Here is a 21940-nt window from a genome sequence, read left to right as displayed (position 1 = left end):
AACATGCCAAAACTCAAAATTGGAGAGCTTCCAGACGACAAGCCGGTCAAAGTGAGTACCGAGCTGCCTGCGGCCGTGCATCGTGATCTCATTGCATATGCGGAAGCGCTTACGCGTCAGGGTGGCCAAGTGGTCGATCCGACTAAGCTCATCGCTCCCATGTTAGCGCGCTTTATGGCCACGGATCGAGGATTTTCTAAACTGAAACGTGAAGGCCACGTACCGGCCGCTGGCGAAGGACAGTGATGCTCAAGGTTTCCGAAACTGTTGGTCGATGCTAATTCTAGGCGCTGCCGAGCTGGCGCCAAGAGCCGAGATATCTTGTCGGAAAGGTGTGTTCGCGCCGGATACAACTCCGATTATCAGGTTTTCTCGGTTTTCAGACGCGAGGCGCTGGGCCAACTGCAGTTATTCGGTCGCCTTGAAGCGCGTTACACTGCTCCGGCCATCGACGCTGACAGGCACGTCACCCTCGACCGTGGCCCGCCGTACGACGCGATGCTGGTCCCCGTAATCGTTGACCGCGTAATGCTGCGTTGCGCGGTTATCCCATATTGCAATATCGCCCTCTAGCCAGGTCCAGCGCACAGTGTTTTCGGGCGCGGTGATGTGAGATTGGAACAGATCGAACAACTTTTGTCCGTCGTATTTGCCGACCCCAACAAAGTGCTTCACCAAGGCGCCGAGCACTAGCGTCCGCTCGCCTGTCTCGGGGTGGACGCGTACAGCGGGATGCTCGGTCTCAAAAGCCGTTCTGGTGAACACCTCGTCAAAGTGCTTCTTGTCGACCTCGCGGACACGCGCGATCCCGGCGTAATCGAAAACGTTACTGTGAACGGCCCATAGGCCGTCGGCAAGGCGTTGTAGAGGCGGCGGCAGATCAAGATAAGCGGCAGCTGTGTTCGACCACACGGTGTCGCCTCCGAACCTTGGCATTACAACGGCCCGCAGGACCAAAATCTTGGGATAGGCGTCGGCGAAGGTCCCATCCGTATGCCAAACGTCTGCGCGACCGCCGCCGCGAGTGGAGTCCAGTTCGAGGAGCGACGCCATCCCCTTGGTGGCACCAAGCATCGGATGCGGCACTAACTTTCCGAGACGAGCGGCAAAGCGCTCCTGCTCGGCGTCATTGAGATGTCCTTGATTACGGAAGAAGATCACCTTGTGCTTGAGCAATAAGCTGTTGATCGCAGCGATCGCGTGATCCGGTAAATCGCCTGATAGCTTGATATTTTTGATTTCGGCGCCGATGCGCGCTGCTCGTTTCACCACATCGGTGCTCGGAATGACGCCACCGATCAAAGCCGTTGTGCTCATGTTGCTTTTGTAAGCCCTTGCAGTTTCTCTCTCTCGCCTCTCGGAGCGAATGATCTTCAGCAAGCATCGTGCCAGGCGAAAGACGACCATGTACCGCCAATGGGCACTGAACGAATCGTGGTATTCGGCGCGAGTCATCGAACTGAGCCGATGGTTGGACCGAGTGACGAAAAAACTCGATCACCGACCTCCCCCTTCTAATGTCGAACCGTGAAAGCCGAAGCGGACAGCAGGAGGCGCCAACCCAGGCGGCGCTGGCAAGCCACAAGGCCGAATGGACTTTCGATATTCGCGCTGTACTGGACCTGACACGAGATTGTGCCTCTGTCAGAATACAGACAAGTGTCTACAGCGCGGTAAGCCCGAGCTGACTGTTCGGTTAATAAATGTCGCGAGGTAATTGTATGCCCGGGTTAATCTCTACTAATGCCGCTGGAGCGTGTGAGAGCTGCAGATGTAATGTCCATCGGCGCTGTTGGCCACGGTCATGCACATTATCGTCTCAGTCCTGAGCCAGGATAAGAGCTGCAACTTCCAGGTCCTGTGCCAGTTTGCTCGCCGCTAGGCCGGTGGCGACACCAACGCGATCGGGCGCAGGGCGGTTCTGGCTCATCTTGCGCTTGCCTTCGACCATGGTGATCGGGATGCGCACGCCGACGATTTCACGCAACTGGACGGCAATGAAATCCGCGGGCGCATCGCTGACGGCCCAGGGCGTCGCACGTGACGTCTCATGGATATTCGTCAGACGCGTCACGATCTCAAGCAGGCGTTTAGGATCCTCGAAGAACTCAATCGGTCCATGGGCGTGGACCGCGATGTAATTCCATGCAGGCACCACGTGTTCAGTTTGACGCTTGCTTGGATACCAGGATGGTGTCACATAAGCCTCTGCGCCACTAAAGATCGCCAGAGCTTCTCCAATCGGGGCCGTGCGCCATTGCGGATTGCCCTTCGCCAGGTGCCCGTAAAGCGCCGTGTTTGCCTTCGCTCTCATCGAGGAAGAGCGGAAGAGGCGTCGCAAGTGGCCCATCTGATGTCGCTGTGATCAGGTTGGCCAATCGGGCGCAGCGGATTGTCGCTTGAATGCTCTTGAGGTCGTCATCTCGAAAGTGGGATGGTATGTACATAGAGGGTCTCCGTTGGCTGTCGTCCAGATAAAACCCAAGTCAAGAAGCTAGAAAACCGCCAGTTTCGGTAGCTCCCGTAGAGGTGCTCCGCTTCCTCTTTTGACGTGAAGTTTTCGGATTTGTCCTGGACGTGACCCGCCACTAAGTATTTGTTCCAGAAGGCGAAGGAGTTAGAGTCCGGCCCGAAGAGGGACGGACAGATGAGGCGAGCAAGGTTCAGGAAGAGCAGATTATCGCGGTATTAAAGGAGGATGAGGCTTGGGCGAAACGGCTGACCTGGCTCGCAGGCATGGGATCTCCGAAGCGACGATCTACAATTGAAAGGCTAAATTCGGCGGCATGGATGTCTCTGAGACCAAGCGCCTGAGGCGCTGGGAGAGGAGAGCGCGAAGCTGAAGAAGCTTCTGGCCGAGCAGATGCTCGACGCGGCCGCCCTTCGCGAGCTGCTTTCAAAAAAGCGATAGGGGCCGTCCACGCCGGGGATCTGCCGCGTGCCGATCTCCGCGCCTGCGTCCACCAGCCGACGTTAGCTCCTTGCGCAATGCAGGAAGCTTCCCCCCGGTCCGGCAGCGCGACAACGAAGTAAGCGCGCGACGCGAGGGAGAGCCCTGGTTTAAGTGAAATACAGCCAGCCCCGGTTTCACCAACGCTACGGCGTGCACCGGTTCCGACTCCATACATGTGAATCGAAAGTTAGGGGCGTGAGGGAAGGCCCTCCGGGGCTGGCTGGCGGACCCTCGACCCCGAGCCTGAGCACAAGGCCGTGCATGTCCTCACGGCTCGTCCCAAGAGCAAACTGCAGATTCTTGCTAACGATCGGCTAAGATCCTCACCGGGTTAGCGCGCGATGTGCTAGGTCAAGCCGCAGCGCCCATCGTGCGGAACGTCGCGGCACAGGCCCCAGGAGCTGTCTTGAGGCCGCGACTGCGGTCTTCTCGCCCGGCCTTCTGAGAAGTGTTCGCTTTGTAACACGGCTGACCGCCCCCGAGAGGGCGTGGTATTCTGCCGAATGCCAGACCGATCTCCCGCCGAATTATTCGCACCGCTCGCTTGAACTGCTCGGCCGGCACCAGGCCGCCCTAACCGGCAATCCGAAAGCGAAGCGCGAGCTCGAGCAGATGGCCCGCGAGTACAAACAGATGGCGGATTGGCACGACCACAACCCCCAGCATCGAGAGTAAGGCCGCCTCGGCCTGTCCTGATTCACGGCTGGGGCCGGATTAACCGCCTTCGTCCAGTGTTAGTACACGTATGGATCGAAATGATCCTGTATCGGCAATTGGCGGTACAGCGGTCTGCGCGGCGACCTTCGAGATCAAGGTGGCAATGGATCGTAGGCGCTTCAAAAGTAGCGCCGCCTCATGGCGCAGCTATCGTTTACGAACTTGTGGCGAAGGGATTGGATTGTTGATGCGCCCTGGCCGATAGCCCCCGCCGTGCCAGAGCACAACGGCCCCGGCTGTCGCCGATTGGCTGGGGCCGCTTTTATGCGGGCGAGGCGCACTTGGGGCTTGCAATGCGAGGGGGCGCAAATGACAAGCGCGGGCCACGCTTTCGGTAAGCGCCTTCACGCCGACCTTGCCGCACAGCATCAATCCCCTTTGAGATTCGCTCTGGAGGCCAACAAGGATCGCCTGATGGCAACATAGCTATTTCCTTAGGTGCAGCGGTTCGGGATTGGCCCGACGGGGCGCTATGCCACTTTGATCCGATCGAAAGGGATGAGGTGGCAGTTTGAACAGCATTCCCGCGTTCGGCTCAGTGCGGCAGGACTTCCATGTTCTTCACCTCACTACGACGTCCCTTGGCAGGCAGGGAATCGCTGAAGTCAACTGGAGTGATGCGAATATTCCTGCCTCATTCCCTGGATCGTAGCGCAACTGTATCGCAACATTTCTCGTTCGGCTGCCGGTCCGACGGACTTTGAGACGATAGCCGTAGCCATCCAGCGTACTGGCTCTGACTCACTTCAGATGAAGTTCGACGGACGTCTGGCACTTTGATTGGAGAGGATCTCACAGTTCTGCTTCAGAAAGTCGGTTTGAAGCTCAGGAGCCGCGGTGATTGCGCAAACGCGCCCGCAAGGACCTACCAAGAATGGCCGGTCGCACTGTCGCGGGAAGTTGGTTATACTGTCGCTCTCAACGGAGGGGGATCCGTGTCCTACAGTATTAGGTGTCATCGAACGGGGTTTAGCCGGAGGCATTTTTCGGTTCAAAGTTTGAGCGCAAGAGAAGCCCTGTGTAAGGCGGAGTGTCTTGAGAGATCGGGAGTAGACATAGACTATATTGATACTCCCTCAGGCGGACGTGTCGACCTCCGCACGTTCCGGAAGCTGGCTGAGACGGAGGGCGGCTTCGAACAAGAAATTCCCAGCCAATGATGATGATCATACCTGCGCTTTCAGGAAAATACTCAAACATTTGAGCTCGCACCTACGAAGCCCTGTCACTTCAAAGCTGGCGCCTTCACGTTTCGATGCGTCGCGTTTCGGCCTGGAATCTCCCAGGCCCTTCGGATACCCTGGGCCGGCCAATTTGCGTTGTCTCGAATACGCGCATCGTTGCCCTCGCTAGCATCCATCAACTTCGCGCAGATTCCACCATGCACAAGAACTAACAAGACGAGCGGCTGCCATGAACGATGGACATTGATTTGGTTCACTCTCAAGAAAGCGGCTTCTCAAGCGACTTCAGTATTGCGAGCTGCCTCGGACTGCCACCGATAAGGCATCGCTGCCTCGATGTGTTACAGTTGGTTCAAGGAGTTGTCTGACGACGGACGTCAGCTCTCAAACGAATGTCGACAACTTGACCCTGCAGCCCGCTACGAAGTCCCTGCTGAACCTCCAATTCTCAATTCGGCACGGCCCTTGCTTGGTTAGGGGTACCATCACGTATTGCTCCAGATACGGCGATGTTAGGGGCGGGCTCGGCGTCGCGAGCGTCTGGTCCGCCCCGCCGATTTGCTGTGGCTTGCGACTCCGGCGCCTAAGCGGCCATGCCATAGCCTCGAACACACGTTAGATCAGAGATGCAGACTGGAACAGCAGTCTCCTACAGTGTTGAGAAGGGCTGGGGCTTCATCAGACCCGACAGCTGCGACGGCATGGATTTGTTCGTTCACATTTCGGACCTTTGCGACTGCACAGGGGCTGATCTGGTGCCGGGGACGCGCGTGTCTTTCGATCGTCGCTTCAACAAACGCCGCTCAAAGTACAGAGCCGCCGAGGTCAGACTAATCAATTGAGATGCCGTATTTTCTGAAGCACGCGTTGCTTATCATTTGATATCGGAACGGCGATGCAGGAGCGCTTCCCTTGCAGGGCGCATTAAAATTTACGGTCGATCTTCTGAAGAATCTTGCCAACTCCAAGACTCCTTTTGGCGTAGTGACGTGCCACCTGGATGTCGTGCGCAAACCTGGTCAAAATCGTTCAATGAAGCATCGAAGATGTTGAACCAGTTTAGAACGACGGCGTCATCTGACGGCAGCGTTTTGGCACGGACCTCGTACAAATGCGATCGTCCCCAAACAGCCGAAACTGGACGGCGGCGCCGACCGAAAGACTATCATACACGGATTCGGCGACGCCCGCGGTGACGCTCAGCGTATTGCGGTCGACGATCTTGACGAGATCCTAGCCACGCCGCGTGTATTGGCCATCGGTATATTCCAGGCATGCCAACAACGCCGGCGTTGAGCGTAGCGAAGATCAGAGACGAACAGGCTCGGCACGATTTGCCGGTCGAGGTGGACGATGCGCGCTTTCACTTGCTCGCTCTCGACATTAAGCTCGGCCAGCCGCTGATCGAGTTCTCGGATCGAGTTAATTACCTCGAGGCCGAACTTGCGTGAGCCCGCGACGGAGTCTTCATCGGGAGCCCTACAATGATGCTCCTTCGCTGGGTCGAAGTGCGCAGCACCTCCAGCGCTTTAATGTCACCGTGATTGTTTCAGCTCTCGCAGGAGAGCCAGATCTCGGCTGCGCGATTGGGAGTACTGGACGCGTTATCTTCACCGGCGTCCCGATCGCACAATTCCGTCGGTTTCTTACGCGCTACGGGCTCTGATGCTGCTGCCCTCACGACTCTTTGCGGCTTTCCACGGCCTTTGTCGCCGTACTTGACGCCGATTTCGTTTTGCAGACGCCGCTTTCAGAATCGGGCTCCGCCTTACCGTCGTTTCGTTGCTCAATCCGACAAAATGGTATTGGCGCGCTCTTCTGGGAGTGGCTGCCATAGTGTCTTAGCGCCATGTGGTTCGCCGACGCTTGTGCCACTCGACTGGACTGCGACGCGCTTCCCCATGCGGACTTAATCGAGCGAACGTTGGCACTGTTTAACGAGCCGAGCGTTGGTCGAGTTGAGGATTCGCATGCTCGAAGCTCTACTGTGCCGTCCTCGTCCATTGCGACTCGAATCAACCCGGACCTAACGCCTTATCGTGGAGGAATACGGTGAACTGTTGCGGTACTCGAGCGCGGGTTCCTATCGACGAACAGATACTCTTCAGATCGTCCCACAGCTATTTGGGGGATCAAGGCGGGCTGGAGGACAGGCGCAGTCTGCCCCTGCCATAACTTGCGCGATCGACGATGCTTGTCAAAGTAGAGATCCAAGACAGCGCGTCGGCCAAGTCGGCAGCGTCCTTCATCAAAAGCCCCGTGAAGGTGACGTTGCCCTGGCATGCGGCCTGCCCGGTCACAACACCGATCACAGTCCATCCGAACCCATCGCGTCAGATCGCGTAGCGAGCTAATCTGGGTGAGAGCTCGATCGCGTTTCACCACTGCTGCTCATAGCCGACGTGGTGCTACGGGATGCTTTGCCACTCAGATAAGTCTCGCGGGATACCCATCTTTGTAGGATCTCCAGCCCACGGCCAATGACATCTCCCGTTCGCTAACTCTTCTGCTGCGATGACTGGCGAGATATACTGGCCTAAAACCTGACCATCAAACAGGAGAGCGCATCCTCCCGGCACGATAATGATCTCGGCTAGACCGGCGTATGTTTCATACCTCCATTTCATAGCTAACTACCGGGTTAACCCCTTTGATATTGACGGCAACGCAGGTGCGACTCGGCGCCTTCACTCAAGAGAACTCGACGCTGTCCCTGCCGCGCCCACGCTGCCGGTGAAGTTAGCCCGACGTGACTCGGCGCTTGTGCTGGTTCGAAAAAGCGCTGTCCCTACCACGCCCACTAACTTCAGTGGCCAACCTTGCCATAACAACGCTAACCACCCTCGCCTTCGCGGGAGTGTCTCAAGCTCCCACGGGCTGCGGAATTGTAGCGCCAAGAGCGATCATGGGACGCCTACCAGGATTGGTGGCTGGCCCACGGCGTAAAGGCGCACTATCGGTGTGGTAATGGCCGCACGAGATGGGCACATGTACATACACGATTGCCCGCGCCAAGCTTGGGCAACTACGGGCGCTCACCTCAGCCACGTAGAAACGGGCCCCGAGCATATCTGGCGAGGATGCAGACAAGCCGGCACTACAACCGTGGTGATACGGGGCGCGGCGTGTGCGATGCGACGAGCCGCATGCAGGTTGACGACGTGCTCAAGCTTTACGTCAGCAACAATGCGGGCGCTACGGTGTCCTTGTCAGAACTCGTCACACCGGTCATGGAAACCAGTCCCCTCCAGTTCGTGCGCTCCAACGGCTACCCGGCCATGCGCATTGCCGGCAAGGGCTGCACCCGGGATAGCCAGCGGCGACGCGATGATGGAAATGGAAAGACTAGCCTCAAACTGTCCCCAGGTTTCACAGTCGAGTGGATTGGACAGTCTCTGCACGAAAGCAATCTGCCTCGCAGGCGCCAATCCTGCTTGCTCTCCATGTTGGTCGTCTTTCTGGTGCTGGCTGCGCTTTACGGGAGCTGGTCAATTCCGTTCTCGGTGACGCTTGTCGTGTCGCTTGGAATAATCGGTTCCGTTCTCGCGGCCCATCTGCGCGGGCTCGAAAATGACGTCTTCTTCACCATCGGCTTTACTACTATAATAGGTTTTTCGGCCAAGAACTCGATCCTGATCGTCGAATTCGCCAAGAACCTTCGCAGTCAGGGCGTGGGCTTACGAACGCCGTCGTCGGAGCAGCCAGGCTTCGATTGCGTCCGATCCAAATGACCTCACTGGCCTTTCCACTCGGTGTGGTCCCATTGATGCTTGCCCGCGGCGCTAGCGCCGAAACCCAGCGCGCCATCGGGACCGGGGTATTCGGTGGCATGATTTCAGCAACGCTCCTCGCTGTGTTCTTTGTGCCCGTCTTCCACGTCTTCGTCACGGAACATTTCGGTGCACGCAAAGACCGGGCCTCCATGCAATAAGCGAAGGGTGACCTCGACTCTGGAAGAGATCTCAGGGTCAATTCAAGGTGATCGACACGGTGCGGGAGAAGTTCAGTTGTCGGACTACGAGGCGATCACGCACCCGCAGGCGATACTTGTTCTGCCGTCGCTTCGCCCGGTTTGGACTTGTGGTTCATCTTCGCTTCTGATGGCTACGATGAACCACAAATCTCCTCGTAGAGAACTTGGGCAACTCGTCCGAGCAGATGGCCGGTGGACGTCATCCGCCGCCGGCCATCCTACGCTGCCCGGGGCCTGGGGGCTGGATAGGGCAGCGGTCGACTTAGTGCTCGAAGCCTGCCGATCGCCGATTCGCAACCCGCCCACCATTCCGGCAAGCTCCGAACCCGAGAAATCGGTGGTCTTACGCGTCCAGCAAGCGCCTGAGCTTTCCGGTTTAATGGACACGGGGTTCAGCTAAACCCGTCTTGCGTCCGAACTCAACCGGGCTGACATAGGCGTGGTCGAGTCCCTGCGGGTATTGTTGCAAAATCTTTCAGTTTAGCTGAACCCATCGGCGCGTGCCTTGTCTCTGGTTCTGTAGATCTTTCCTGCCGTCCGTTCGGTCTTGAGAAGAGAAGAAGCTCTCCGTGGCCGCATCGTCCCACACTTCCCGGAACGGCTCATGCTGCAAACGATGCCATGGTCGGCCATCAGGCGCTAGGAACTGCTCGCTCGTGTGCTGGCGCACCAGTCGGGTGCTTCGTGATGATGGATGATACCTGGGCGACAACGCTACTTTCACGCCGCCACCAAATATCTCGCTGGTTGCCGACGCATTCCTCGGGATCGCGACAGCAAATGACGCCGCATGGCCGGCGCTACGGGCGACCTCATCAGTTCGAGAGGTCGCCGGGCCCAAAGATATCGATTTGGCCCTGCTTAGACTACGCATCCTCACGATCCGCAAACAGCATTGGGAAAACGGCCTTAAACTGGCTCCAAGGCTGCAAGCCAATTCCGCTGTCGATCGTGTTTTGAACCCAGCACCAGTTCCCCCGGTTCGGTGGACATCAATGCCAATCACCCGTCGCATTCGCACCTCCTGCCAGACACGATGAGCCGAGAACTTAGGGCTGGTCGCCTCCGACTCGCCCGGTTGCGCCAAGAGTGCGAATGCGTAGTTGTCGTGTCGCCCGCAGCTCTCGTCGGGTCATTTGGAACCGAGAGTTTTTAGGCGCGAGCCGCCTTTTCGGAGTTTGTGCTGAAGCCGATGCCGCGCCCTCAGCTAGCGCGTGTAGCAGGGACAGCGTGGGGTTCTCACTCACTCGAGGCGTCGAGGCACGTCCGCGCTGCTCCGGAAGCTACATGCGTGCATCGACAGCTAGGAGTCCAAGCCGAGGCACCGGAAGCACGGTGCGGGCAGCCCGATACACACGACACATGCAGGCCGCATTGTATCACGCGGACTGCGCTGCAGGATCAGCCGGTTCAACAGCCCGCAGAAGCTGGTGAGCGATTTCGGGCTCAACACGCGGGTGCGGCTGTCGGGACTGGGAGCTGCCCCTCACGGCCGCATCAGCAAGATCGGCCGCAGTTATGCGCGCGCCATGCTGGTCGAGCCGGTCTTGGCTGCGACCAAGGCGCCCGGTCCACTGCATGCGTTTGGTACTGCCGGTTCCGGCCGTGGCGGGCGATCCTAGCGATAGGCTGCGGATTCCGACGAAGTCGCCCAGGCGTACCGATATGAAGTCGCCCGTGGATTCCGAGACGATGTCGCCCACCTTTCCGATTTGATCTCGCCCAGCGGCGAGGCGTTCTGGCCGGCTGGTTCTCTGGCATCGGTCAAGCCGCGCGGTCAATCTGGAATCGCGACTTCAACCTTTTTTCTTCTTCTGCGGTTGCTGTGGGCATGTGGGCAACGCGATTGCGTTGTCCAAGCGCAGCGGCATGTCCACAGCGCTCAGGTCTTTCGGGCGGATTGCCGGGTTCGGCGCAGGCTCTCACCGGTGAGGTCGAGCCGATGGGCATTGTGGACGAGGCGATCGAGCACGGCGTCGGCATAGGTGGGATCTCCAATGAGCAGATGCCACTGGTCCACGGGGAGCTGGCTGGTGACGATGGTGGAGCGATGACCGTAGCGATCTTCGAGGATTTCCAGGAGGTCGTGACGGGCGCCGGCATCGAGCGGCTCGAGCCCCCAATCATCGAGGATCAGCAGATCGACACGGCCAAGGCTGCGCAACAGGCGTGGGTGACGACCGTCGCCGCGGGCGAGCGCCAGATCGTCGAACAGGCGCGGGACGCGCTGATAGAGCACGGAGCGATTGTCGCGACAGGCCTTGTGGCCGAGCGCCGAGGCGAGCCAACTCTTGCCGACGCCTGCCGGGCCGCAGATCAGGAGATTGACGTGGTCGTCGATCCAACGGCCCTCGACAAGCTTGGCGAACAGCGGGCGGTCGAGACCGCGCGGGGTGCGATAGTCGATGTCCTCGACGCATGCCTGCTGGCGCAGCTTGGCGTAGCGCAGGCGAGTGGCGAGCCGTTTGTCGTGCCGCAGCGAGGCTTCACGTTCGAGCAGCAGAGCAAGCCATTCGGCGTGACTGAGGCTGCCAGCCTCACCGGCGGCTTCAATGTCGGCGAAGGCCTTGGCCATGCCGTGGAGGCCGAGGGCGTTGAGGCGGTCGAGGGTCGGATGGGTGAGCAAGGGACGGTCTCCTAATTGTAGTAGCGCGGTCCGCGGATGTTGGCATGCAGGATCGGCGCATCGTCCGCGGAGCGCTGGTGAGCGGGACGCCGATCGAGATTGTTGGCGAGGATCGACTTGACCGAGCCATAGGTGCGCGCGCCGATGTCGATCGCCCGCGCAGCCGCCGCGTCCAGCCGTTCGCGCCCATAGGAGGCGGCGAGCCTGAGGATGCCGAGGCAGGCGCGGAAGCCTTGTTCGGGGTGCGAGCGCTCGTCGAGAATGAGGTCGCACAATGCGCTGGTTGCCGGCCCGATCGCGGCGGCGTCCTGACGGATACGCCCGATAGTCCAGCCGGCGTAGCGCCGATGGCTGGAGGCCATGTGCTCCGGCACGGTGGTGTGCTTGTGATTGCCACTCATGCGCTGATGCGCGGCAATCCGCTCGCCCTTGTGGAAGATCTCGACGGTGCGGGCGGTGAACCGCACCTCGACCTCGGCACGCGCGAAGCGATGCGGAACGCTGTAATAATGCTTCTCCACCTCGACGTGGTAGTCGAGGCTGACGCGGCGGATCCGCCACTCGGCGAGCACGTATGGGCTTGTCGGCAATGGCTTGAGCGCCGGCCGGTCGATCTCCTCGAGCAGCTGGCGGCGCGTCACGCCGAGCCGCCGGATCGGCCGCTCCTCGTTGAGCCTGGTGAGCAACTCGCCAATCGCCGCGTTGACCTCGGCGAGGCTGTAGAAGATGCGATGGCGCAGGCGGCCGAGCAGCCAGCGCTCGACGATGAGGACAGCCTGCTCGACCTTGGCCTTGTCGCGCGGCTTGCGTGGTCGCGCCGGCAAGACGGCCGTGCCGTAATGCGCCGCCATCTCCGCATAGGTGCGATTGATCTGCGGGTCGTAGAGGCTCGCCTTGATGACCGCGACTTTGGTGTTGTCAGGCACCAACAGCGCCGGGACGCCGCCGATCGCCGCCAAGGTGCCAACATGGGCGCTGATCCAGTCGGCGAGCCCCTGCGTCCACGTCGCCTGCGCGTAGGTGAAGCTTGAGGCGCCGAGCACGGCGACGAAGATCTGCGCCGTCCTCCGCTCGCCGGTGAGGCGGTCGACCACCACCGGCACGCCGTCGCCCGCGTAGTCGACGAACAGCTTGTCGCCGGCCGCGTGCGCCTGGCGCATCGTCACCGACAGGCGACCCTCCCAGCCGCGGTAGAGCTCGCAGAAGCGCGAGTACCGGTATCCGCTGGGCTCGGCGGCAATGTACTCCTCCCACAGGATCGACAGCGTCACGTGCTTGCGCTTGAGCTCGCGGTGCACCGCCGCCCAGTCGGGCTCGACGATGCGGCGATGACCCTGCCGGTTACCGTTGCCGGTCTTGGCGAACAGGCGGGCCTCCAGGGCCGCGTCCGTGAGTTCGTCGGGCAACGGCCAGCTCAGGCCTGCGGCCTCGAATCGCCGGATGGTCAGCCGCACTGTCGAGGGCGCCGCGCCCATCCGCCGAGCAATCTCGCGGCTCGGCAGCCCAGCCGCCTTCATCCTGATCACATCGCGCACACGGCGCATCGCAAGCCTCTCCGTCGGCATCCAGGGTCCCCCTTCGCAAAACCGAAAGGTTGACCCTATGGGAGCCAGAAGAGGTCTCGTCACCCGGGCGACATCATCCCGGAATGGTGGGCGACATCATCTCGGAACGGGTGGGCGACTTCAAATCGGAATGGTGGGCGAGATCATCTCGGAATACTGGAGGGTTCAAATAGGTCCCGCGTCGCAGATCTCGCCGCAAGTCCAGCGCGGGACCTATTTGAAGCTGGATTGAACGAAGCCGCGTCTTGTGAGCGCGGACCTATGGGGGCTCGATCTAGGCGCCGGTAGGCGCGATTGACCCGATGTCGGGCCCGCGAGCGAGTGTGGCCGCAGATTGTCGCTGATGTTGGCAGCAAAGGATGCCGCCGTCGATAGCGTCGAACGGCGCGTCAAGCCCAGACGGCTGACTATCGCCCGTTCGCCGGGCGTTGTGAGCGTGCTTGATCGTTCCGACGGAGAACGTCGGCAGGGCAGCGCGTGCAGTGGGAGCGAACAAGTCGAGGTCGTCGGTCATGATGTGTCGCAGCGAGGTGCTGCGCGTCGCTGCGCTGGCGCACGCGGCACAGGCCCAATCTCGACCATGCGGCCTCCGCAGATGGGGCATAAGTCGAGGCGGTGACCAAGGAGGATGGCGCAGCGCTCACGATAGTCGACAGCTTCGGCAGGCGGAGGTGGCTGTGGCGCCTCAAGCGCGCCTCGGATGCGCGCGAGTTTGGCGGCGCGGCAGGCGTTCGCCAGGAAACCAAAATGACGGATGCGGCGGAATCCCTTCGGCAATATGTGGAGCAGAAAGCGACGAAGGAACTCCTCAGTATCGAGCGTCATCACTTTGGATTTGTTGCCAGCGCGATAATCCTTCCACCGGAAGCGGACGTGGCCCTGGTCACAGGTAAGGAGCCGGCCGTTGGCGATCGCAACGCGATGGGTGTAGCGCCCGAGATAGGCCAGGACCTGTTCTGGTCCGCCGAAGGGACGCTTGGCGTAGACGACCCACTCGACCTTGCGGAGGGCGTTTAGATGGCGGGCAAATGCCGCTGGCTCGACGAGGTGCGCGAGATGGCCGAAGAACTGGAGCTTGGTGCCATCGAACGCCGCCTGCAGGCGCTCCAGGAACAGCCGACGATACAATCGTGACAGGACGCGAACGGGAAGGAAGAAGCCGGGGCGACAATGAACCCAGCTTCCATCCGGGGCGATCCCGCCGCCTGGCACGAGGCAATGGGCATGCGGATGATGCGTCAGGGTCTGGCCCCAGGTATGGAGAATGGCGATCATCCCGGTCTCGGCACCGAGATGCTTTGGGTCGGCGCTGATGAGACGGATCGTCTCGGCTGCTGCCTTGAGCAGGATGTCGTAGAGCACCGTCTTGTTCTGCAGCGCGATGGCGGCCACCGGCGCCGGCACGGTGAAGACGACATGGAAATAGGGGACCGGCAGCAGGTCGGCCTGGCGCTCGGCGAGCCATTGGGCGCGCGCGAGCGCTTGGCACTTTGGACAGTGCCGATCGCGACAGCTGTTATAGGCGACGCGGACCAGGCCGCAGTCGTCGCACCGCTCGACGTGGCCGCCGAGCGTCGCTGTGCGACACGCCTCGATGGCCGCCATCACACGGCGCTGATCGGAGGACAGCCGAGGACCCTGCGCGGCACGGAACGCGCCGCCGTGGCGGCGGAGGATGTCCGCCACCTCGAGCACGGGGCGCATATGCGCAGCTCAGTCGGGTGGGATCACCCTGACGGAGAGTCCATCGAATGGGCTGGTCGTGCGGGCGAGCAGATTGGTCGCAACCTGAGCGTAGCGCGCGGTCGATCCCAGCTCGGCATGTCCGAGCAGAACTTGAATGATGCGAATGTCGATCCCGCTTTCGAGGAGATGGGTCGCAAACGAGTGCCGGAGCGTATGGACAGTAATCGGCTTGGCAAGCCGAGCGCGGCGGCGGGCGGCGCGGCAGGCCGCCTGGACGCAGCGGACGCTGACATGTTCACTTGGGTCTTGGCCTGGAAATAGCCACAGCCCCGGTCGGGCTCGCATCCAGTACGTACGCAGAATCTCCAGCAGTCGCGGAGAAAGCATCGCGTAACGATCCCTGCCGCCCTTGCCGTTCTCGATGTGGATCAACATTCGCTTGCTGTCGATCGAGCTCACCTTCAGGCGGACGACTTCACTAACCCGTAAGCCAGCCGCATAAGCCGTCGCCAGCACGACGCGATTGCGCACCCCTGTAACCGCGTCCAGGAAGCGCTCGATCTCTTCGGCACTAAGCACGAGCGGGAGCTTGTCGGGCTTCTGGCCACCGATGATCCGCTCGAATGCCTCCGTCTGCCCGAGTGTGACGCCGTAGAAGAACCGCAGCGCGCAGGCCACCTGATTGATGTGGGACCACGAACGCTTTTGACCGATGAGATGCAGTTGGTAGGCGCGGACCTGCTCGAAACTCAACCGGTCCGGGGCGTAGCCGAAATGCCGGCTAAACTTTGCGATCGCATAGATATAGGATTGTTGAGTCGACGGCGACAGATTGCGGACCGTCATGTCCTCGATCATGCGCTGCCGAAGAGGGCTCATCATAGCCATCTGGGTCTCCTGTCTTGAGAGGGGTGGTGCGAAGACCAACATCCTCTCAGACAGGACACCTCAGTTCAGCAGGCTTGCCCCCACTCCCGCGTAGCGGGTTCGTTCAATCCTGGGCGACATCGATCGGAATCCGCAATAGGCTATCGCACGCAGGTTCACTCCAGGGCCGCACGCCCATCTCACAGGTTGTCCGTCACGGTCTGGGTGAGTCCTAGTGGCTCCAAAATTTCGTTGGCATAGGACCAGCTCGGCTATGCCAACGTATAGCTTTCGAAGGAATTCCTCCACCGGCATTGTTGAGGAGGACACGATCATTGGGAGAGCCGAGGCGACGCTATCGGAGGCCATACAGTTGATCACACTTAAATCTGTTCAGATGAGTTTTGTCATCCTGATTGGGACTGTACTGCGCACTCCAGAACACGAACGCGGAGATCGCAGGCCAAGCTTGGCAATGCGCTCGGCACGGAACAGGCTCGCCGGGGCTGGCGGACAGTTCTTCTCTAGAACCGCATGAATTCAGGGCTAAGAGGCTAAATTGAAGGCGGCTCTCCGCTCTCCTCGCTGGACCAGACGGGAAGATGAACTGTTGCGCGAGCTTGTTGATGCAGGCGCGCCTGTGGAATCCATTTGCGAAACGCTCCACAGGTCCGAGCCGGAACTTCGGAGGCGTGGCTACTACATTGGCCTACCAAGGAAATGGTTTAAGCGAAGAGTCGCCCTCTGACGTTGAGGCCGCGCTCGACTGCGATCCTGGTTTTGGCAAAGTAAGGCCACTAACTGAGGCCACCCCTTTCATTCAGTAGAAGAGGGCGACCTCGACTTCCGGGCCCGCCGGCATACGAGGATGATGAGCGCGCGCATTTTGTCGCGCGGCTATGCGCTCAGTCGGGCCGGCGCCGGGCTGGCTTGATTGAGCCCGGCGATCGAACGTCAGCATCTTCGTCGACCCCACTCAGTTCGGACTGAACGAGGATCTCAGCACCTACACGCCCGACTTCTTGCAGGATGAGGGACTGTGCCGCGACGCCGGTGTTGCCTTCCACTTTGCGCCGGATGCACAGGAAGTTTATCCGAGTCATTTCGAGACCTTACATTGAACCGGGCGACCTCGCCAAAGCTGTGCGGAGGCTTCAGGCGTGGACATTTTCGCGGTGTCGCTACTGTCGTATGTCAGTTGTTGAACATGGTGCAGCCCGACGTGCTGTTTTTTTTGGCCAGAAGGATTTTCAGCCAATGCGCAGTCGTGCGTCGCATGGCGCGGTTGATCTCAATCTCCCAATCGAGATCGTCACCGTACCGACCGCTGCCGAGCAGGATGGGCTCGCGATGAGCAGTCGCAACCAGTATCTCGGCAAGGAAGAACGTCAGCGGGCCCTTGCGTTCAATCGTGGACTCTCCGCCGCGCTCGATGAATTCCGCTCGGGAGAAAGGCCAATTGCGATCGCCAAGGGGCATTTAGAGACAGTTGACCGACTCCAGTATCTGGAACTTGTGGACGGTGCCGCCGACAGTCCACTGCGACGCCCCGCGGCGCTTTGTGCAGCAGCCTACGTTGGATCGACTCGGCTGACCGACAAGGTAATACTGGCGTTGCCAACTCCATAGCGCACTGCGTAGCCAACATTACGCAGCATGTTGAGCTGGAAGAAGTGCTCAAGCCAACTGTTCCGACAGACGTGTCGATTGGTGCCAAGGGCGAACTCCGAGCAAAGTTGTTCAGCGAGTTAGCGATGCGAGAGGGGGGCTTGCGGAATATTGTAGGCCCGAGAATTTTGCCTCTGGCAAGGTCACACTTCGCGGGGCTGCGACCAGCGAGCGTTTCGACAAACCTTGGTATAGTGTTTTGCAGCCCATTCTATATTTCCCACTTACCTTTGTAGAGTTGAGCACCCGTCGGGTCGTTTGTACTTTAGATCTCGAACCCGGATCATTCGATCGACGGGGCGGCGCGAAGCCCGAAGTGACGCCTTGCTAGAAGTCGTTGCGTTCCAATCAGGTGTGAGGACGAACATCTTGAGTCTGACCGTTAGCCGGTTGCACGCAAAAAGACTTGGGGGGCTGTGCCTTAAGAAGGTGCCCACTATTCGAGATCGCGATGAGCGATCAGAACAGCGCAACCAACCTTCATTCAAGCGACGAAGATGAAGAAGCGGAGGATCGGGCACGCTATGCTCAGCAACGTGTGATTCCTTAGAGTAGCCGATAACGCTTCCCTCATATTACGGGCTTTAGCGCAGTCGCCGCATTAATGATCATTGCTGTACCGCAATTTGCTGGCGTATTTGCATCCCCCTCTGGAAATGCGAGTCGAGATGGCATTTACCGAGCTCTTCATCAAACGTCCGGTATTGTCTATTGTCGTTAGCCTCCTGATCTTGCTGATCGGCTTTCGGGCGGCGACCGTACTGCCGATCCGGCAATATCCCAAGCTATCTAATACGGTCGTCAATATTACTACTTCCTATCCTGGCGCCTCCGCCGACATGATCCAGGGGTTCATCACGACTCCCCTCGAGCAGGCCGTCGCTTCCGCCGAGGGCGTCGACTACATCAGCTCCTCATCGGTGCTCGGTACCTCGACGATCCAAGTCTACATCAAGCTGAATTTTGATCCCAACGAGGCGCTCACCGAGGTGCTCTCCAAGGTCAACTCAGTCAAATATTTGATCCCAAAGGAATCAAACGATCCGGTCATCACCAAATCGACCGGTCAAACCACCGCTGTCATGTATATCGCGTTCTCCAGCGAGGAATTGACGGCAAGCGCGATCTCCGACTACCTCTCGCGCGTCGTGCAACCCGTTATGGCAACCGTGGATGGCGTCGCAGCGGCGGACATCCTGGGCGGTCAGAGTTTTGCGATGCGGCTATGGCTCGATCCTGCGAAAATGGCAGGGCACGGCGTCTCGCCGGCTGAAGTTTCGGCTGCAATCGCCGCTAACAACTTCCAGGCTGCGGCCGGCCAGACCAAGGGCAATTTCACTATCTCCGATGTTACTGCAAACACGGATCTGCGGAGTGTCGATGACTTCAAGCGCATGATCGTCAAAGCCAATGACGGCGGCTTTGTGCGCATGGAGGACATTGCCGTAGTCGAGCTTGCCGCCCAGACCAGAGACATTAGCGTCACCATGAACGGCGAGCACGCGGTCTTTATCGGCGTTCGGGCCAGCCCGCAAGGCAATCCGCTAAACATAGTGCGAGGCGTTCGGGCTCTGTTTCCAGACATGGAGCGTAACTTGCCGCCGTCACTGAAGATGAAAGTGGCCTACGACTCCACCAAATTCATTCAATCGTCGATCGATGAAGTAGAGAAGACGCTCATTGAGGCCGTCGTTGTCGTGGTGGCGGTGATCTTCCTATTCCTGGCCTCTCTGCGGTCGGTCATCATTCCTGTAGTCACCATTCCTTTGTCGCTCGTTGGTGTCTGCAGCATGATGCTGGCGCTCGGGTTTTCATTGAATCTCCTGACCCTTCTTGCCATGGTTCTCGCGATCGGTCTCGTGGTCGACGACGCGATCGTGGTGGTGGAGAATATTCATCGCCATTTAGAAGAAGGTGCGCCGCCTGTCCAAGCGGCTACGAGGGGCGCGCGAGAGATCGTCGGCCCCGTTGTGTCCATGACGATTACCTTGGCTGCGGTATATGCCCCAATCGGATTTCTCGGCGGCCTCACCGGTGCCCTGTTCCGCGAGTTCGCGTTTACGCTAGCCGGAGCGGTGATCGTGTCGGGCGTGATCGCATTGACGCTGTCGCCGATGATGTGCTCGCTCTTCCTGCAGCGCGCTGAGGAGGGGCGGGTCGCAAGATTTGTGAGCCGCGGGTTCGGCGCCATGACACGATGGTACGGCCGCAAGCTCGACCGCTCGCTCGACTATCGTCCGATTACCGGGCTGTTTGCGCTGACCATGTTGGGCCTCGTCGGCTTTCTCTATATGAATATTTCCAAGGAACTGGCACCCGAGGAGGATCAAGGTATAGTATTCGCTCTAATCAAGGCGCCAAAATACGCCAATATCGACTACCTCGACTACTATGGTACCAAGCTTGAGAAGGCGTTACGGAAATTTTCCGAAACTGATTTGAGTTTCGTGCTCAATGGCGTTAGCGGCCAGCAGAGTGGCATGGCCGGCATGTTGCTCAAGCCATGGGACGAGCGCAAGCGATCATCGACCGTCCTAAAGTCCCTTCTCCAAGCGGAGCTGTCGAAAATCGAAGGGATTAACGCGTTTGCCTTTAGCTTGCCGCCACTTCCCGGCGGCACTGATGGCCTACCAGTGCAGATGGTGATCAATTCGACGCTTGGCTTCCAATCCGTCTACGAGCAGATGTCGAAGCTGAAGGATGCCGCGCGCAAGAGCGGTCTGTTCATGGTGAGCGACTCCGACCTCGAGTTCAACCAGCCGGTGGTACGAATCAAGGTTGATCGATCCAAGGCCAACGAGCTTGGCATCACCATGCAGACCATCGGGAGCGCGCTCGCCACCTTACTTGGCGGTAACTACGTCAATCGCTTCAATTTGCAGGGTCGCTCCTACCAGGTGATCCCGCAGGTGCCACGTGGGGAACGCCTGGCGCCGCAAGCAATCGGGAGCTATTATGTGAAGACTGCGACGGGAGCGATGCTCCCGCTGTCTACTGTGGTCTCCATCGAGACTGCGACCGATCCGAACGCGCTCACCCACTACAATCAGCTCAACTGCGCGACCTTTCAGGCCGTGCCGATGCCCGGCGTCACGATCGGTCAGGCTGTGGACTTCCTAGAAGCCGAGGCAAACAAACTTCCGGCTGGCTTCAGCCACGACTTTCTCGCCGACGCCCGCCAATATGTGCACGAGGGTAACCAACTGGCGATTACCTTTGCTTTTGCAATCATCATCATCTTTTTGGTGCTTGCGGCGCAGTTCGAAAGCCTGCGCGATCCCTTCATCATCATGATCAGCGTACCGATGGCAATCGTGGGCGCCTTGATCCCGCCATTTTTTGGCTGGGCAACTATGAACATCTACACCCAGGTCGGACTGTTGACACTGGTGGGGTTGATTTCCAAGCACGGCATCCTGATGGTTGGGTTCGCCAATGAGCTGCAGCTCAAGGAGAGACTTGACCGTCGCTCGGCTATAGAGATGGCGGCGCGCGTCCGACTGCGTCCAATCTTGATGACTACGGCGGCAATGGTCACGGGCTTCATACCCTTGTTGACTGCAACGGGAGCTGGCGCCGCGAGCCGCTTCTCGATTGGGCTCGTGCTCGTCGCTGGCATGACTGTCGGCACGCTGTTCACGCTTTTCGTGCTGCCGGCGGTCTATGTCGTGTTCGCGTCGGACCACCGCGCCGACGCGAGCTCCGGCCGCGCGAAGAACACCGCCGAGTTCGGCCTCACCGGCGCTGCTGATCCCCAGCTGGCCAAGCAATGACGATAAATTCAATCCAGGTTCGCTCAGTGTCAAGCGAGGGAGCCTGCGATCGCTTCACGCTCCGTTACGCATTGAGATCTTCACGCCCGTGGTGCCGAGCTTGGCGGCTATCGCGGGCTCGGAAGAACACATCGGTGATCCCCGGCTGCTCCGCTAAGGTGAATTTCACCGTACATTTCAAGGCAGCGGAATGCCCAAGCTCGACATCGCCGGGGGAGAAGGGAATTGATCCTCGCTGACAAAAGGTGCGTTGCTATTTATCCAAGGGCTCTTGAAGGAGAATTGTTTGGTTCCGTCTAACCGCGTTGCGTTGCTAGCCGAAAAATGATGGCGCTGAACCGCTTAGGGGTCGACACGCGTTCAATTCCGTGGGAACGGCCCGTATCCATGGCCGACGCACTTACGGCTTTCGATACCAGGACCATTGATCGACAAGCCGAGAAACAAGCCGACGCGTTTTGGCTGAATGATCGTTGCCGGGTATCGGGAAGTGCAGCACAGCTTGACGTTGCACGATCGAAGTCGAGAACAAGAGCAACTGCTGAACGCAAAAACGGCCGCTGCCATTGTGAAGAAGGGCGGAGCTGCTAAGGGAATGTTCAGCATCTGCCGCAACCCGATGACCAATGGCCGCGCTGGCTCCCCCGACGTGTGACCCGACCTTCTGGAGTGGGAAAATTAAGGAAATGCCTGAGTTTGATGCTGCTATCTGGTTTCTGGCCGCAACGACGTGTTTTGCTGCCTTTGTAAATGGAGCCATTGGCTACGGCTTTTCGTCGCTCACTGTACCCTTTGCGCTAGGGTCTGTACCTAATTAGCGAACTCTGATTCCCTCGCAGCGGGTTGATTCCACGCGGGGGACTTCGATGCGCAAAGGACTGTTCTGGCTCAACGACAAGCAATGGACTCTGATAGAGCCGCATCTGCC

At 59.4% G+C, this 21940-nt stretch carries 11 protein-coding genes and 6 pseudogenes; 10 read left to right on the top strand and 7 right to left on the bottom strand.

The features are described 5' to 3' along the window. Positions 1-3 precede the first annotated feature (3 nt). A complete protein-coding gene (locus I6F36_RS36235; protein ID WP_128931751.1) occupies positions 4-246 on the top strand; it encodes a DUF2274 domain-containing protein in 243 nt (80 codons plus the stop codon). A 162-nt stretch (positions 247-408) separates the two neighbouring features. Here I6F36_RS36235 and I6F36_RS36230 read toward each other — a convergent pair whose 3' ends face one another. Then, positions 409-1317, bottom strand: a complete 909-nt coding sequence (locus tag I6F36_RS36230) for a TauD/TfdA family dioxygenase (RefSeq protein WP_225145693.1) — start codon at positions 1315-1317, stop codon at positions 409-411. Positions 1318-2011: 694 nt separating this feature from the next. Next, positions 2012-2447 (bottom strand): annotated as a pseudogene (locus I6F36_RS36225) (FMN-binding negative transcriptional regulator); the annotation flags it as partial. A 229-nt stretch (positions 2448-2676) separates the two neighbouring features. On the opposite strand from I6F36_RS36225, the pseudogene I6F36_RS36220 reads away from it, so the two are divergent. The 4 genes and pseudogenes from I6F36_RS36220 to I6F36_RS36205 form a co-directional block, all read left to right on the top strand. After that, positions 2677-2908, top strand: a pseudogene (locus tag I6F36_RS36220) (transposase); the annotation flags it as partial. A 2572-nt stretch (positions 2909-5480) separates the two neighbouring features. Then, complete coding sequence (locus tag I6F36_RS40100; protein ID WP_225145678.1) at positions 5481-5696, top strand: cold shock domain-containing protein; 216 nt, start codon at positions 5481-5483, stop codon at positions 5694-5696. Positions 5697-6128: 432 nt separating this feature from the next. Next, complete coding sequence (locus I6F36_RS36210) at positions 6129-6305, top strand: hypothetical protein (RefSeq protein WP_225145677.1); 177 nt, start codon at positions 6129-6131, stop codon at positions 6303-6305. Between the two features lie 1629 nt (positions 6306-7934). Next, positions 7935-8785: pseudogene (locus tag I6F36_RS36205) on the top strand (efflux RND transporter permease subunit). Positions 8786-9203: 418 nt separating this feature from the next. Here the strand turns inward: I6F36_RS36205 and I6F36_RS36200 are convergent. Further along, positions 9204-9466, bottom strand: a pseudogene (locus I6F36_RS36200) (IS3 family transposase); the annotation flags it as partial. A 761-nt stretch (positions 9467-10227) separates the two neighbouring features. On the opposite strand from I6F36_RS36200, the pseudogene I6F36_RS36195 reads away from it, so the two are divergent. After that, positions 10228-10413: pseudogene (locus I6F36_RS36195) on the top strand (transposase); the annotation flags it as partial. 296 nt (positions 10414-10709) lie between these two features. On the opposite strand, the gene istB reads toward I6F36_RS36195, so the two are convergent. The 4 genes from istB to I6F36_RS36175 form a co-directional block, all read right to left on the bottom strand. Beyond that, complete coding sequence (gene istB, locus I6F36_RS36190; RefSeq protein ID WP_158671197.1) at positions 10710-11453, bottom strand: IS21-like element helper ATPase IstB; 744 nt, start codon at positions 11451-11453, stop codon at positions 10710-10712. Positions 11454-11464: 11 nt separating this feature from the next. Beyond that, the gene (gene istA / locus I6F36_RS36185; RefSeq protein WP_225173101.1) at positions 11465-12997 is read right to left on the bottom strand and encodes an IS21 family transposase; all 1533 of its coding nucleotides are present in this window, start codon (positions 12995-12997) and stop codon (positions 11465-11467) included. Between the two features lie 531 nt (positions 12998-13528). Further along, a complete protein-coding gene (locus tag I6F36_RS36180; protein ID WP_225145750.1) occupies positions 13529-14722 on the bottom strand; it encodes an IS91 family transposase in 1194 nt (397 codons plus the stop codon). 9 nt (positions 14723-14731) lie between these two features. Beyond that, positions 14732-15592 (bottom strand): site-specific integrase, encoded by an 861-nt coding sequence (locus I6F36_RS36175; RefSeq protein WP_225145751.1) that lies wholly within the window; start codon positions 15590-15592, stop codon positions 14732-14734. A gap of 938 nt (positions 15593-16530) precedes the next feature. On the opposite strand from I6F36_RS36175, the gene I6F36_RS40095 reads away from it, so the two are divergent. The 4 genes and pseudogenes from I6F36_RS40095 to I6F36_RS36160 all read left to right on the top strand — a co-directional run bounded on the left by I6F36_RS40095 (position 16531) and on the right by I6F36_RS36160 (position 21667). Beyond that, the gene (locus tag I6F36_RS40095; RefSeq protein WP_369424453.1) at positions 16531-16692 is read left to right on the top strand and encodes a pantoate--beta-alanine ligase; all 162 of its coding nucleotides are present in this window, start codon (positions 16531-16533) and stop codon (positions 16690-16692) included. Then, positions 16689-17200, top strand: a pseudogene (locus tag I6F36_RS36170) (pantoate--beta-alanine ligase). Before I6F36_RS40095 ends, I6F36_RS36170 begins: the two are co-directional and overlap by 4 nt. A 707-nt stretch (positions 17201-17907) precedes the next feature. Then, positions 17908-21012 (top strand): efflux RND transporter permease subunit, encoded by a 3105-nt coding sequence (locus tag I6F36_RS36165; protein ID WP_225145752.1) that lies wholly within the window; start codon positions 17908-17910, stop codon positions 21010-21012. A 466-nt stretch (positions 21013-21478) separates the two neighbouring features. Beyond that, entirely contained in the window at positions 21479-21667 is a 189-nt protein-coding gene (locus I6F36_RS36160) for a hypothetical protein (RefSeq protein ID WP_225145753.1), read from the top strand. Positions 21668-21940: the final 273 nt, after the last annotated feature.

This window comes from Bradyrhizobium sp. BRP19, from assembly GCF_020194195.1.
Taxonomy (GTDB): domain Bacteria; phylum Pseudomonadota; class Alphaproteobacteria; order Rhizobiales; family Xanthobacteraceae; genus Bradyrhizobium; species Bradyrhizobium yuanmingense.
The sequence above is the reverse complement of the archived record's forward strand: the minus strand, read 5'-3'. Positions and strand labels throughout refer to the sequence as shown.